The organism is Streptomyces sp. NPDC085481 (assembly GCF_044541845.1).
Taxonomy (GTDB): domain Bacteria; phylum Actinomycetota; class Actinomycetes; order Streptomycetales; family Streptomycetaceae; genus Streptomyces.
In genome coordinates, this window is the sequence record NZ_JBITTJ010000001.1 from 721,331 (window position 1) to 734,851 (window position 13,521).

8 protein-coding genes and 2 pseudogenes are annotated in these 13,521 nt (G+C 66.8%); 7 read left to right on the forward strand and 3 right to left on the reverse strand.

Going from position 1 to position 13,521, the window contains the following annotated elements:
* The first annotated feature begins 113 nt into the window (after positions 1-113).
* The 6 genes from ACIGEZ_RS03395 (at position 114) to ACIGEZ_RS03420 (ending at position 4,640) form a co-directional block, all read left to right on the forward strand.
* Entirely contained in the window at positions 114-530 is a 417-nt protein-coding gene (locus ACIGEZ_RS03395; protein WP_399825087.1) for an organic hydroperoxide resistance protein, read from the forward strand.
* Positions 531-757: 227 nt separating this feature from the next.
* Complete coding sequence (locus tag ACIGEZ_RS03400; RefSeq protein WP_399825088.1) at positions 758-2,812, forward strand: phosphocholine-specific phospholipase C; 2,055 nt, start codon at positions 758-760, stop codon at positions 2,810-2,812.
* A gap of 137 nt (positions 2,813-2,949) precedes the next feature.
* Entirely contained in the window at positions 2,950-3,318 is a 369-nt protein-coding gene (locus ACIGEZ_RS03405) for a hypothetical protein (protein WP_399825089.1), read from the forward strand.
* A gap of 119 nt (positions 3,319-3,437) precedes the next feature.
* Positions 3,438-3,866, forward strand: coding sequence for a hypothetical protein (locus tag ACIGEZ_RS03410; protein ID WP_399825090.1), 429 nt, complete (start codon positions 3,438-3,440; stop codon positions 3,864-3,866).
* Between the two features lie 42 nt (positions 3,867-3,908).
* Positions 3,909-4,184: a hypothetical protein gene (locus ACIGEZ_RS03415; RefSeq protein WP_399825091.1), complete on the forward strand. Its 276-nt coding sequence runs from the start codon at positions 3,909-3,911 to the stop codon at positions 4,182-4,184.
* Positions 4,185-4,412: 228 nt separating this feature from the next.
* Entirely contained in the window at positions 4,413-4,640 is a 228-nt protein-coding gene (locus ACIGEZ_RS03420) for a hypothetical protein (RefSeq protein ID WP_399825093.1), read from the forward strand.
* 15 nt (positions 4,641-4,655) lie between these two features.
* On the opposite strand, the pseudogene ACIGEZ_RS03425 reads toward ACIGEZ_RS03420, so the two are convergent.
* Positions 4,656-4,808: pseudogene (locus ACIGEZ_RS03425) on the reverse strand (IS5/IS1182 family transposase); the annotation flags it as partial.
* Here ACIGEZ_RS03425 and ACIGEZ_RS03430 point away from each other — a divergent pair.
* Positions 4,800-5,924: pseudogene (locus ACIGEZ_RS03430) on the forward strand (tyrosine-type recombinase/integrase); the annotation flags it as partial. The pseudogenes ACIGEZ_RS03425 and ACIGEZ_RS03430 overlap by 9 nt on opposite strands.
* A 120-nt stretch (positions 5,925-6,044) precedes the next feature.
* On the opposite strand, the gene ACIGEZ_RS03435 reads toward ACIGEZ_RS03430, so the two are convergent.
* Both ACIGEZ_RS03435 and ACIGEZ_RS03440 read right to left on the reverse strand, forming a co-directional pair.
* A complete protein-coding gene (locus ACIGEZ_RS03435; protein ID WP_399825094.1) occupies positions 6,045-6,425 on the reverse strand; it encodes a hypothetical protein in 381 nt (126 codons plus the stop codon).
* Entirely contained in the window at positions 6,422-13,516 is a 7,095-nt protein-coding gene (locus ACIGEZ_RS03440) for a polymorphic toxin-type HINT domain-containing protein (RefSeq protein WP_399825096.1), read from the reverse strand. Before ACIGEZ_RS03440 ends, ACIGEZ_RS03435 begins: the two co-directional genes overlap by 4 nt.
* Between the last annotated feature and the right edge of the window lie 5 nt (positions 13,517-13,521).

Consider the following 13,521-nt stretch of genomic DNA (forward strand, 5'->3'; position numbering starts at 1 on the left):
CAGGGTACGGGAGACGACCGTCACACGCGATTGAGTTGTGCACAACTGAATAGCGCGCTACAAATGAGGACAGCACCGCACGACTGGCCCACCGAGAGGATCGGAAGACACCCATGGACGCGATCTACACCGCAGTCGCCACCGCCAACGGCCGCGAGGGCCGCGCCGTCAGCTCCGACGGCCACCTCGACCTCCCCCTCGCCCACCCGGTGGCCCTCGGCGGCAACGGCCAGGGCACCAACCCGGAGCAGCTCTTCGCCGCCGGTTACGCGGCCTGCTTCGCCAGCGCCATGGGCGTGGTGGCCCGCCAGGAGAAGATCGACATCTCCGACGCGTCCATCACCGCCGAGGTCTCGATCGGCAAGGACGCCACCGACGGCGGCTTCGGCCTGGAGGTCGTGATGCGCGCCGAGTTCCCGGACCACCTGCAGGGCGAGGCGGGCCGGACCCTCCTGGAGAAGACCCACGCCTTCTGCCCGTACTCGAAGGCGACGCGCGGCAACATCAAGGTGGACCTGGTCGTCGAGTAGTCCTGTTCGTAACCGAACGCCCCCTGTGTGCTTTTCGCGCACAGGGGGCGTTCGCATGTGGTGGTTCATGTGGGGACACGGGGGATTCGCCTGCCGTACGGCGGGCAGCCATGGGACGGCCGCCGGGTGGTGGTTCGGGGGCGCTCTCCTTGGGGCGCCCGTGAGCCGGCCCGCCGGCTCCGCACCCGCACCCCCGTCCGCTCCCATCCTCGGAGGGCAACTCCCCCATGGCCGAACTCAATCGCCGCCGGTTCCTTCAACTGGCGGGCGGCACCGCCGCGTTCACCATGCTGTCCGACAGCATCGCCCGCGCCGCGTCCATACCGGCGCAGGGATCGACCGGCACCATCCAGGACATCGAGCACATCGTCGTCCTGATGCAGGAGAATCGTTCCTTCGATCACTATTTCGGCGCGATGAAGGGCGTACGCGGCTTCGGCGACCCGCGCCCGGTCACGCTGCCCAGCGGCAAGTCCGTCTGGAACCAGTCGGACGGCAGCAAGGTGACCCTGCCCTTCCGGCCGACCAGCGACAAGCTGGGCATGGAGTACCTCCAGGGCCTCAACCACGACTGGCAGGGCGGCCAGAGCGCCTTCAACAAGGGCAAGTACGACAACTGGATCCCGGCCAAGACCAAGGCCACGATGGCGCACCTCACCCGTGAGGACATCCCGTTCCACTACGCGCTCGCCGACGCCTTCACCATCTGCGACGCGTACCACTGCTCGTTCATCGGGGCGACCGACCCCAACCGCTACTACATGTGGACCGGTTACGTCGGCAACGACGGCACGGGCGGCGGCCCCGTCCTCAACAACGCCGAGGCGGGCTACGGCTGGACCACCTACCCCGAGCGCCTGGAGGCGGCCGGGGTCTCCTGGAAGATCTACCAGGACATCGGCGACGGCCTGAACGCCGCCGGCTCGTGGGGCTGGATCAACGACGCCTTCCGCGGCAACTACGGCGACAACTCCCTGCTCTACTTCAACAACTACCGCAACGCCCAGCCGGGCAACCCGCTCTACGACAAGGCCCGCACGGGCACGAACGCGAAGGCGGGCGAGGGCTTCTTCGACCGGCTGCGCGCCGACGTCCAGTCCGGCAGCCTCCCCCAGATCTCCTGGATCGCCGCCCCCGAGGCCTTCTCGGAGCACGCCAACTGGCCGTCGAACTACGGCGCCTGGTACATCGCGCAGGTCCTGGACGCGCTGACCTCGAACCCCGACGTGTGGGCCCGTACGGCGCTGTTCATCACGTACGACGAGAACGACGGCTTCTTCGACCACGTGGTCCCGCCGTACGCGCCGGGCTCGGCGTCGCAGGGCCTGTCGACGGCGGCCACCACCCTGGACTACTTCCCGGGCAAGACGGGCTACGTGGCGGGCCCGTACGGCCTCGGCCCCCGCGTCCCGATGCTGGTCGTGTCCCCCTGGTCGACCGGCGGCTACACCTGCTCGGAGACCTTCGACCACACGTCGGTCATCCGCTTCATGGAGGCCCGCTTCGGAGTGCGGGAGCCCCAGATCACCCCCTGGCGCCGCGCGGTCTGCGGCGACCTGACCTCGGCATTCGACTTCACGCGCACGAACACGCAGCCCGCCCCGCTCCCGGCGACCGCCGGCTACTACCCGCCGGACAAGAACCGCCACCCCGACTTCCTGGCCACGGCCCCGGCCGTCGGCACCATGCCCCGCCAGGAACCGGGCACGAAGCCGACCCGCCCGCTGAAGTACGCCCCGTACGTGGACGGCGCGGCGGACGTCACGGCCGGCACGTACCGCCTCACCTTCAGCGGCGGCGCGTCGGCGGGCGCCCAGTTCTACGTGACCTCGGCGAACCGCACGGACGCCCCGTGGACGTACACGACCGAGGCCGCGAAGTCGATCTCGGACACCTGGAACACCAAGTACAGCAAGACCCTCACCGACCTCACGGTCCACGGCCCCAACGGCTTCCTCCGCCGCTTCCGCTCCCCGGGCAAGACGGCGGTCCCGGAGGTCAAGGCCCGCCACAACGCGAGCACGGGGAACCTGGACCTGACCTTCACCAACACGGGCACGTCCACGACGGTGACGATCACGAACACCTACGCGGGCACCCCGCAGACGGTGTCGGTCGCCACGGGCGCGACGGTCACCCACACGGTGAACCTGACGTCGTCCTCCCGCTGGTACGACGTGTCGATCACGACCTCGTCGAACGCGGACTACCTCCGCCGCCTGGCGGGCCACGTGGAAACGGGCGCGTCGGGCACGACGGACCCGGCCATCCTGACGTACTGACCGCACCGAACCCACCGAAGCACCGGGGCACCGGGGCACCGGGGCACCGGGGCACCGAACGTACTGAGCACAGGGGCCGGGGCGAATGAGTACCGACACTCACGCGCCCCGGCCCCACCCCGGGCTGAACTGTCCGCATGCAGACGAACACCCCGGCCACGGAGGACGCCCGCGAGACCCGGGCGACGCGCACCTGGGTCCCCGCGTTCCTCTCGACCCTGGTCACGCTCCCCCTGGGCTTCCTGGCCCTGGTCTACGCGACCCTCTCCCCGATGGCGTGCGACTCCTGCGGGTCGGAGGAGAGCCGCCGCTTCACCGAGAGCTTCCTGCCGGCCTTCTGGACCTTCACGGGCGGCCTCGCGCTGTCTCTGGCCGCCCTGCTCACGGCCTGGTTCCTCCCCCGCCGCGTCCGCCACACGCCGCGCCGCGTCGGCTTCGCGCTGGCCGCCCCGCTCACGATCCTCCTGTCGTGGCTGGTCTTCGCCGCCCTCGTCGACTGGCCCTGATCCGGCTGTGGTTCGATGGCGCGAGTATCGGTGCGGGGCCGGAGCGAGATGACGTCAAACGACAACTTCTGGCAGATCAGCGACCAGGAAGGCGGCGCCCTCGCGGCCCGCTGGTGGCAGTGGGCACTCTCGGCCCCGACGAGGTGAGCCCGGTCGCCGACAGGGCCGGCGAACACGCGGCGTGGCAGCAGCCCGACGACGTCTGGTTCCTCGCCGGCACCTACGGCGGCCAGGTCGTCCGCCACTGCGAGATCCCCGCGGACCGCCGCATCTTCTTCCCGGTGCTCAACGTCCAGCACACGAAGCACTACTCGCGAAAGCCCCTGACCCTCGACGTCTCCGAGGCCAAGACCTACCTCAACGGCGTCCCCCTCCCCACCCACGAGTTCACCGCACCCCCCTTCCGCGTAGGCCTGCGCATGCACCTCGCCTGGGGCATCTGGTCAGGAATCGCCCCACTCCTGCCCGGCCAGTACGTCCTCGAGATCAAGGTCACCACGACAACAGGCTTCTGGGTCGACACCACCTACCACCTGACGGTGGTGTAGCGGGGCCTCGCACCTCGTCAACGGCATCTCATTACGAATGCAATGCTGGCTGCCGCGGTGAACGAGTTCGCGGACCTCAAGGCCGAGGCCACCAGCATCCACGCCGTCATGGCGGACGCCCACACGGAGCTCGTCAGCATCCAGAAGCCGGAGAAGAGCCTCACCGAGGAAGCCGCCAAGGGGACGAAGAAGGAGGCGATGCGCCGCCGGAAGGGACGAGACAGCGCACCAAGGACCTCATGCAGTGGTACGCCGACACCATCACCGGCCTCGTCTCCCATGCCGCGGAGATCGACGCCGCCGCCACCCGGGCACTGAAGCGGAACCATGGCAGTGACGTGCACAACGCCGGCCACGCCACGTACACCTCGCTCGACGAGAACCAGCTGCCCCGCGCGACGAAGCTCGCATCGCTCGGCAAGGACGCGGACGACAAGCAGCGGGCCGAACTGGCGTCTGTGGCGCTCGCTGAGCCCGGAGGCCAGGGCCGAGCTGTAGGCGAACCAGAAGGACAACCTGCTGGCGGCCGGGCTGCTCAGCCCATCCGTGAAGCAGATCGCCCCGGACAACGGATCAGATCTGTACGACGCAGAGGATCCGGGGTTCCAGGAGTGGGCCACCCGCGCGAAGATGCTGGGCATCACGGAGGGCGCGTACGCGATGGAGCTGGTCGACGCGGCCCGACAGATGGACCCCTATCTGGACGACAACGGCGAGCACACGGACCTCCCCGTCGACAAGATGATGTCCGACCTGGACGTCCTCCCAAGCTGATCCGCTCGTGGCAAGTTATCGGCTGGTAAGGCGCCGGTATCCAATAAGGGCTGCGGCTATGCAGACGAAGGCGAGGAAATAGTCGGCATTGCGTTCGTACCGGCGGTGAAGTCGTCGACAACCGGCCAGCCAGGACACCGTTCTCTCGACCACCCAGCGAAGATCGCCGCCAGCAACCGCGGCCTTCCCGTGCCCTCCGCGCAGGGCGGCGTGGCCGCGTACCTGACGTACTGGCTGGAGAACGTCGCCGTTCACCACCTCCGCGAGAACACCCACACCCGCTACACCGCCTGCGTCAACCGGTACCTCATCCCCCGGCCTCGGCAAGAAGAAGCTCACCAAGCTCACCGCCAAGGACGCCCGCACTTGGCTCAACCAGCTCCGCACCACTTGCCAGTGCTGCACCCGCCGCCTCGACGCCCGGCGCGACCAGCCCCGCTGCTGCGCCGCCGGCGCGTGCTGCCACAAGCTGCTCTCCCCGCTGACGCTCGCCTACGTCCACTCCGTGCTCAAGTCCGCACTGGAGCATGCCGTCCGCGAGGAGGAGATCACGCGCAACGTCACTCGCGACGTCCGCACCGGTACCCCACGGCCCCGGCGCTTCGAACCCCTCACCGCCGACGAAGCCCGCCGGTTCCTCGCGGCCACGCACGGCCACCGGCTGCACGCGCTGTTCGAACTCGCCCTCCACACCGGACTCCGCAAGGGCGAACTCCTCGGCCTCCGCTGGGAAGACCTCGACCTCGACGCGGGCACCGCCGCAATCCGCCGAACGTTGCAGCGCACCAGCGCACCAGCGCACGGCACACCACGTTGCACACCAAGACCCGAACCTCCGAGCGCCGCATCTCCCTCCCCACCCTCTGTGTCCAGTCCCTGAAGGTCCACCACGAACAGCAGCAGCGCAAACGTGCGACCGCAGGCACGGCGTGGCAGCACGACGGGCACGTGTTCACCACGGTGCAAGCCGATCGACCCGACCAACCTCAGCCGCGCCTTCACCACGCTCCTCCGCAAGGCCGGCCTCCGCCGCATCCGCTTCCACGACCTCCTGCACTCCACCGCCACCCTCCTCCTGGAACAGGGCATCGACCTCGTCGTAATCAAGGAACTCCTCGGCCACGCCCACATCGGCGTCACCGCCACCGTCTACGCCCACCTTCGAACCGCCTCCAGCGAGACGCCATCGACACCCTCAGCACGGCGCTCCGTGGCCCAGCGAGCAGCCATGCAGCCGTGGACGAAGGCAACGAACCGCCACGTTGCGCCGTCCCCGTCCGCTGACGTTGCCGTCAACTACTGCCGTCAGACATCCAAGCGGCCCCGCCGGAATCAAATCCGACGGGGCCGCTTCCCGTTCTTACACGCCAGCTCTACGGGGCTGGAATTGGGTCGCGAGGTCGCCTATACGGCTGATCGCGGACTATTGCCTGGAACTCTGATCAGGCACGCCAGGACGGACTCTGCCGACTCGTTCAGAATTACTATCGCGCGCCACGGTTCGGAAATCACCGACAGCAGGCCGACTCGCCCTTCAGTTCGTCTCAGAGCAGAGAACAGGGAATCCCACCCAATTCGCGATTCCCGAAACTCTGGCAGTGATTCGAACCTGTGCGTATAGATTTCCAGCAGCTCGCTTGCACGAGGAAACGTAACCTCGATATCGGTATCCGGATCACTGAGGAGCGCCTGCGTCATTTGTTTGACAACCTGTGCAGGGCCACCCACATCAGCCTGCTCAATGAGCTGCGCAACCCTTCGCCTGGCGATCGACTGCACGGTCATTGCTGTCTCCAAACCGGATACGGGGCGCCTTGCATAGGCCCTTCAATCAGCACTTCGAACTCACCCCTCAGGTCAGGGTCTGCCCAGGGCTCATCATTCACGTGAACATGTGGACGCCCGGCCGGAATTCTAGCCTTTAGGACGACGCCCACTCCAGTTTCTCCACGGGTGGCCGCACGACGAGCCGCGGCTTCACTTGTGGACCAACTCGTGTAAGGGCTTTCAGTATTACCAAGCTGGTGCGCTTCCGCCGAAGCCGGGCCTCCACGAGGAACAACTGATCCGTCAACTGCCGCGTCGAACCCCGGATGTCCTTCCGGAACTCCGCGATAGACAGTCGTGCCGCCGCCGCAATTGTGAACCAGGACCGGTGTGGCGCCTGCCAGCACATAGTACGTGTGGATGTCTGCGACGGTGAGGTTATGGACGGTGGCTCGCTGGGTCCAGCGGCTGATCGCAGTTACCTGGACGTGGGTACCGGCGCTGGTGCGGAGCCACACACCGGGGGTCAGGGCGGTTGCCTTGACCCACTTCCCCGAACTGGAAACCCAGAAGGGGTGGCCGTCCGTAGCCGTGACGGTCGCTTCCTCGTCTCCAAGCTGTCCATCGGTGTCGACGGTGACCTTGACGAGGTTCTTCTCCCCCTCTCCGGTGATGACGTCGGTTACGTCCTTCTCAACCGTCAGCCCTGTCTGCGGATCGGTGGCAAGGACCTTGTCGCCGATCTTCAGGTCCTCGATCGATATCGCCTTGCCGCCCTCCCCCACAACCAGGGTGCCGGGGGCGAAGCTGTTACTGGTCTTGCACGCACGACCTGCCGGACCCAGCTTGCGCGTCGCCAGGGCGAGGATTACATCGAAGGTGATCTTGGCAGATGCCTCGGCACTCTTGCCGTTTCTGAACTGCCCGTAGATCTCGATGCCTTCCCCAACCAGCCCCTGGGCCATCGCGGCACCAGGGTTGACTCGGTTGACAAGGTCTACGAGCGCTTCCTCACACGTTCCATTCCAGGTGACGCAATTCTTGATGTTGGACAGCTCAGTAACGACGCCGTCCTTCAGGGAGCCCAAGAATTTTCCAGGTTCGTCCAGCAGGGCACTTGTGTAGTCCGAGAACCAATTGCCACCGTCGTCCGACCCGCCGCCACTGCCCTGGTTACCGCTGTTGTGCGTGCCACCAGCTTCGCCAGGGTGGCCACCGGAGGACTTACCGCTGTAGTTGCCCCCCTGCGACGGATGCTGTACGTCCGGCGGAACAGTGCCCGTGAGCTCTCCGCTCCCATAGCAGGAGTTGCCGTAGGCGCGGCACGTTTCTCTCAGTCCGCTGGGGTCTGAGGCCGTGGCCGGGTGCTGATTGGCGTAGCTGTACCCGTTGACCGACTGGTGCTGATCAAGCGACAGCAAGGGGTCGACACTGAGGAACTGCCCTGTGGCGGGGTCGTACTCGCGGGCCCCGATGTGGGTGAGGCCGGTGACATCATCCGTGGGCTTGCCGAGGAAGCCCTTGTCGTCGGGCCAGGTAGTAGGTGGCGTGCCGCGAGGGGCGCCGAAGGGCGCGGTGTGCCGCCTGGTGATGGCCCAAGTTCCCGCTTCGAGAACGAGGCCGGTAGTGCCGTGGTGATCCGCGGCGAGAAAGTGAAGCTTGGTGCCAGTAGCGCCCTTCGTCGCGGTGCGCAGAGCGATGGTCTTGTCGCCGGCGGTGTAATACCGAGTTCCGGCCAGCGTCTTGGTAGTGCCCTCGACCGTGAGACGGACCTCGTTCGCACCGAGGTAGAGGACAGTTTCGCCATCTTTGGTGGTAGGACGGCGGATCAGGAGTTCGCCGCCGGCGTCGTAGAGGTAGCTGGTGCCCTGCTCGGGCTTGCCGCCTGCAGCAGGTTCCGTGAGGGACGCGAGCTTGCCTTCGCTGTTCCAGGTAAGGGTTTGGGTCGCCTGGGGGCCAGGTCGGTTCGTCGTGTTACCCGCCTTGTCGAACACGTAGCTCTTGGCCTGCGAGCCGGTGGTCGTCTTGGTCAGGGTGTGGGGCTGGCTGCCGTCCGCGTTGCCGTAGGTGTACTGAGTGGTGGTGTCACCGCTGGCAGCGTGCTCGGTTTCGGTGTCACGCTGGCCGGCTGCGTTGTAGGTGTAGCTGGTCCAGTAGGGAGCAACCCCGTCGACATTCGCGGTTGTCGGAGTGGCACGGCAGTCGGCGGTCTTGGGGGTCCAAGCCTCCTTGAGGCGGCGGTGGCCGTCGTAGGCGAAGCACTGATAGTCGGCCTTGGCCGTGCCGCCCAGCGTGGTGTTGTCGAAGATCGAAGTGACGTTGCCCGCGTCGTCGTGGGTGAAGCTCAGGTCCTGCGGCGCGTAGTTGTGGGCATCGGTGGTGACGTAGGACTGCTTGAGGCGACGCGTACCGTCCTCGTAGCTGTACTTGAGGTACGCCTTCTTGGCAGAACTGGTCTTGTCGGTCCCCAGGGTGAGCTGAGTGAGGTCACCGAGCGGATCGTACGTGGCACCGAGTTGGTAGCCGGTGGTCCCAGTGGCTTCTGTCTGGAGTCCGACGCCTGTGTAGTTGTACTTGTAGGAAACGATCTCAGAAGCCAAGCCGGCGACCGCGGGGTTGCCGGCCTGCTTGACGCTGCCGTCGAGCCCGTAGACGGTGCTGAAAGCAAGGGTGCTGGGCACACCGGCTACAACGAGCGGGTCGTCGGCCGGCAGGACGATGCTGCTACCAGTGACCTGGTACAGGTTGTCGCGTGCGGTGACCTTCTGCGTGTAGGCCTTGCCCTTCGTGCCGGATCCGCCGTCGTATCGAATCGCGGTGTCCTGCTGGCCCTTCAGAAGGCTGTCGAACCCCCACGCAGCGAGCTTGTGGTCGGCGTCCTTGACGCCGTCCCACAGGCCGGTCTTGCGCCCGAGCCGGTCGTACTCGCTGACAAGGGTCTTACCCAGGCCGGCATTGGTGCTGCCGACCGCTTGGTCGAGCTCGTTGTACTCGGTGGTGGAGATGCCCTTGTCCGGGTCGCTCGCCGACTTCTGGCGACCGAACAAGTCGTAGGTGTACGACCAGGCGGCCTTGTCCGGACCAGTGACCGTCTCCTGCTTGCCGGCGGGGGTGTAGGTGTAGGCCGTGACCGTGTAGTCGTTGCCGGTCGGCTGCGGCCCACCGTACTCGCGGCGCTCTGTGACTTGGCCTTGGGAGTTCGTGACCACGGCGGTGGCCTGGCCGCCTGCCGGGACGGACGTCGTCACGGTATCGCCGAGGTAGGCCGTGTCGATGGTCCAGCGGACGATGTTGCGGGTCTTGGTGATCGCCTTCACCGGACGACCGGCGCCGTCGTAGACGGTGTCGGTCTGAATGGGCGGCTGACCTCCGTCGATCTCGACCGGGTTGCCAGACGGCTGCCGGCCGTTGGCCCAGATGTCCGCCTGGGAAGAGACGGTGAGACCTCGTGAGTCGTACAGCGTCTGCGAAATGACGGAGCCGCCACCCGGAGACGGGCTCTGTGCCTGCCGCGGGCGCAGCATGGAGTCGTACAGCGCGTAGCTGGTGTTGTAGCCGGAGCCGTCGCCCTTGATGCTGGCTGTGGACACCCAGGGCATGGCCGTGCTGGTGATGCTGTAGGTGTAGACGTAGTTCGGGGAGCGTCCGAGAGACCTCGGCTGATTGGGCAGCCACACCTTGGTGACGCGCCCGAGAGCGTCGTACTCCTTCTCGGTGATCTTGTTGTTCGGATCGGTCACCTTGGTCGTCACACCGGTTGCGAAGTCGACCAGTGTCGTGGTCCCGTGGTCCAGCGCGTTTTTGACGACCGTCGAGGTCAACGGGCCTGACGTGGGGGGCTCGTACGTCGTCGACGAAGTAGGGAGATCATTCGTGTCGTTGGCCTGAACAACACGCCCCAGGCTGTCGTAAGCGACGGTGGTGATCTTCTGCCACTCGGGCTGGTCGTCGCTCTTGTAGCCCTTGGCGCGGCCGGTCCAGCGGATTTCGCCCACGGTGGGCGTCTGCGTCTCGGACCATTCGGCGGTGGTGTCGTAACTCGTGGCGGAGTCGGAGATGACCTGCCCGGGCTGGCTCGAGTCGGTCGGCAGATCGAGCACGTCGTCCTTGATCGTGCAAGGGTCAGCGACGGGGTTGGGCCGTGCGTTCGCCACGACTCGCGTGCGGGAAACCAGGCTGTTGATGCCGACCTCGTCGTTGCGGGCGTACCACGTGCGAGAGCATGTCTCGTCGCCCAGCTTGCTGTCGTCGCCACGGTCCGAGACCGTGGAGATCATGCCGTACGTGTTGTCGTAAGCGGTGTTCACCGTGCGGGTGCGCCAAGACGGCGTGCCCGCGGACGTGAGGTAGGTGTGCGTGGTCGTGGCACCGGTGCGTATGAAGTACGCCTCAGTGTCCGCGTACGACTTGTGCTGGATGGACGTGCGCCTGGACCAGGGCGTGGTCACCGTGCTGGTGACCGGGGTCGTGCCGTTGTATACGACGGACTCGCGGGTGAAGCCGGCGATCTCGTCCTTGTCGGAGAGCGCCGTCGCCTTGTATCCGGTGACGGAAACGCTCTTCCGCTTGTCAGGGTCGAGTTTGCCCTCGGCGTCCAGGACTCGGTCGCCGTTCATGCCGCGCATGTAGTAGGTGACTGTCTTGGACTGGGTGCCGCCTTCCTTGCCGGTGAGGTGGGTGACCTGGTCGTAGCCGCGCCAGTTCGACCAGGTGCGCTCCTTCTCCTTCGTGAACGGGTCCTCGTTGTAGTGCCAGGCACCACCGTTCGAGCCGTAGACGTAGGTGTGCTGGACCGCCTCCAGGCCGCCTTTCGGGGCGGTGGTGGACACCGCCTGGACCGGGTACTTCTGGAACCAGTCGAGGATCGGGGTCTTTCCGCCGTTCGGCGCCCAATAGACCGGGTAGCAGCGGCGGGTGTTCTTGTCGACCGCCGGCATCGTCTGGCCCGCGACGCAGTCTTCGGGGAGGTAGCTGACGATGGTCTGCGCGCCGCTCTCCGAAGTGACCGTCTTCAGGCGGGGCTTGAAGAAAGGCAGGATGTCGTCGGTGGGGCCGTCGACGCGGTTGGACAGGAACTCGTGGGTGAAGGTCACCGGCTCGAGAGCGGGAGTGATCGGCGCGCCGTGCTTGCCGGTACGGCGGATCTCCTGCAGCCACAGTGACTGGTCGGCGGAGTCGCCGGTGTCACCGGGGTCGAGGTAGGTCTGCTTCAGCTTCCACTCGTCGACCGGCTCGAAGGCCGCGGTGGACGCGGCGGCGTTCCATGCGTAGGTGGTGATGGTCGTCAGCCGCTTACGGGTGAAGAACGACGGGCTCACGTCGCCCGTGCACTTCTCGCCGCCCTTGCAGATCCGGTCGAACGGGACGTCCGGCCATTCGTCCTTGCTGCTCTCGGTCAGCTCGTTGCACGCCGAGCCCATCTCGCGGATGCAGCGCTCGTCGTACCCGAAGACGACCTTGTCGGACGCCGTGGGCGTCTTGGGGTCGGTGGTGGTGAAGAGCTCGCCTTTGCGCTGACCGTAGCGGATCTCCTTGAGGTAGCCGCCACGGGTGTACGACGTGCCGGTGTTGTCATCGCCGAGCTGGTCGTAGTTGTTGGACTCTGCCTCGTACCAATACGACATGGCGTTGCCGTGGGTGTCCTCGACGTAGTCGAGGTTCCAGCGCCAGGCCTGCTTCTTCGCACGCTCCGCAATGGTGTCACCGGCGGTGAATCCCGGCTCTCCGGCGTCGTCGCCGAAGACCGGGACGGTCCAGACCGAGTTGGTGCGGTCGTTGGAGCCGGCGCCGGCCAGCTTGTTCAGGCCGAAGACGTACTTCGTCCCGTCGCCCGTGGTGACGGTCCAGTATTCGCCAGTGTCGAGAGCATCGCCTTCATCGCCGTTGGCGGCGCCGAGTGAGTGCGTGACGGTGGAGGCGTCGTCGTTCTTCAGCCGCCAGACGCCCGAGGTGTCGTCCTTGACGAGCTCGCTGGCCTTGCCGTTCAGGACGAGGGAGGCGTTCTCGTACTTCCAGCACTGGTCGAACTTGTCGGTCTGGCCGTCGTCGTCGCAGGAGCCGTACTTCCGCTCGATGTACGAGGACGTGAGGTCGAAGCCCTCGCCGATCGTGGTGCCCTGGTTGTTGGAGGACGCGGTACGCCCGTCCACGCTGCCGGAGTCGTACGAGATCGACAGGCTCGGGCTGGGACCGGCCGCCGCGGGCGGCGTCTTGATCGGGTACGACCAGGTGAACGAGCCCGAAGAACCGCCGGCCTCCCACGAGGAGGACGCCGAGAGCGGAGTCGCCGAATAGTCGCCTCGGGCGGACGCTGCGCCGGCTGTGAGGGCCACCAACATCGTCTGACCGGAGGCCGGGGCAGACGCGCCCTGCCGAGCGGTGACGGCCGCCTTGAAGTCCACCTTGGCCGTCAGCCGCTGATCGTCCCGGTCGTTGGTGTACGTGAGCGGCGTCAGCGAGCGGCATTCGGCCGACGCCGGAGAGCTCAGAGCGCAGTCCGGCAGGCGGGATGCCTGCAGACGGCCCGCCCAGTCACCGCCGTACGCCGAGGCGAAGGCACTGTAGTCGATGCCGAGGGAAGCCGACCCGCCGGCCGCCGGGCCGGTCACCTTGATGACGAGTCCGTCGACACCCAGCTTCGCGGCCCGGCCGCGGTCGAGTACCTCCACTGTGACGGGCCCGGAGGCCGCAGTGGCTTTCCCGCCCTGCGCCCCCTTGAGCAAGGGCGACAGGGTGACGGGGAGGGATCCGGGAGTGGCGGAAGCCGTACCGGAGGGCAGCATGGTCAGGGTGGCCTTGCCGGCCTTCGGCCAGACCGGCTTCTTCGCCTGGTCGGCTCGTGCCCGCCCGGTGGCCTTGGCCGTCTCCGCCGTGGCCCTCGTCATCTCGGCTGCAGTCTTCTTGTCGACCGTCCAGGTCAGCGGGGCGACCTTGTCCGCTCGATGGGCGGGAAGATCGGGCCGGCCCAAGGGGGCGGTCGCTCCGGCCACTGCGATCGGGGTCAGTAGTTCCGGCAACAGCATGAAGCCCGCGACGGCGGCGATCCGCCGTGTCCGGGCACGCTTCCTCGATCTCGTGCCACCGGTGGGCAGCAATCCGTGTCTGTTCATCCTCT

What these genes read in the sequence shown, in the direction of transcription:
- ACIGEZ_RS03395 (WP_399825087.1), top strand. Translation starts at nt 114, where the DNA reads ATGGACGCGATCTACACCGCAGTCGCCACCGCCAACGGCCGCGAGGGC.
- ACIGEZ_RS03400 (WP_399825088.1), top strand. Translation starts at nt 758, where the DNA reads ATGGCCGAACTCAATCGCCGCCGGTTCCTTCAACTGGCGGGCGGCACC.
- ACIGEZ_RS03405 (WP_399825089.1), top strand. Translation starts at nt 2,950, where the DNA reads ATGCAGACGAACACCCCGGCCACGGAGGACGCCCGCGAGACCCGGGCG.
- ACIGEZ_RS03415 (WP_399825091.1), top strand. Translation starts at nt 3,909, where the DNA reads ATGCTGGCTGCCGCGGTGAACGAGTTCGCGGACCTCAAGGCCGAGGCC.
- ACIGEZ_RS03435 (WP_399825094.1), bottom strand. Translation starts at nt 6,425, where the DNA reads ATGACCGTGCAGTCGATCGCCAGGCGAAGGGTTGCGCAGCTCATTGAG.
- ACIGEZ_RS03440 (WP_399825096.1), bottom strand. Translation starts at nt 13,516, where the DNA reads ATGAACAGACACGGATTGCTGCCCACCGGTGGCACGAGATCGAGGAAG.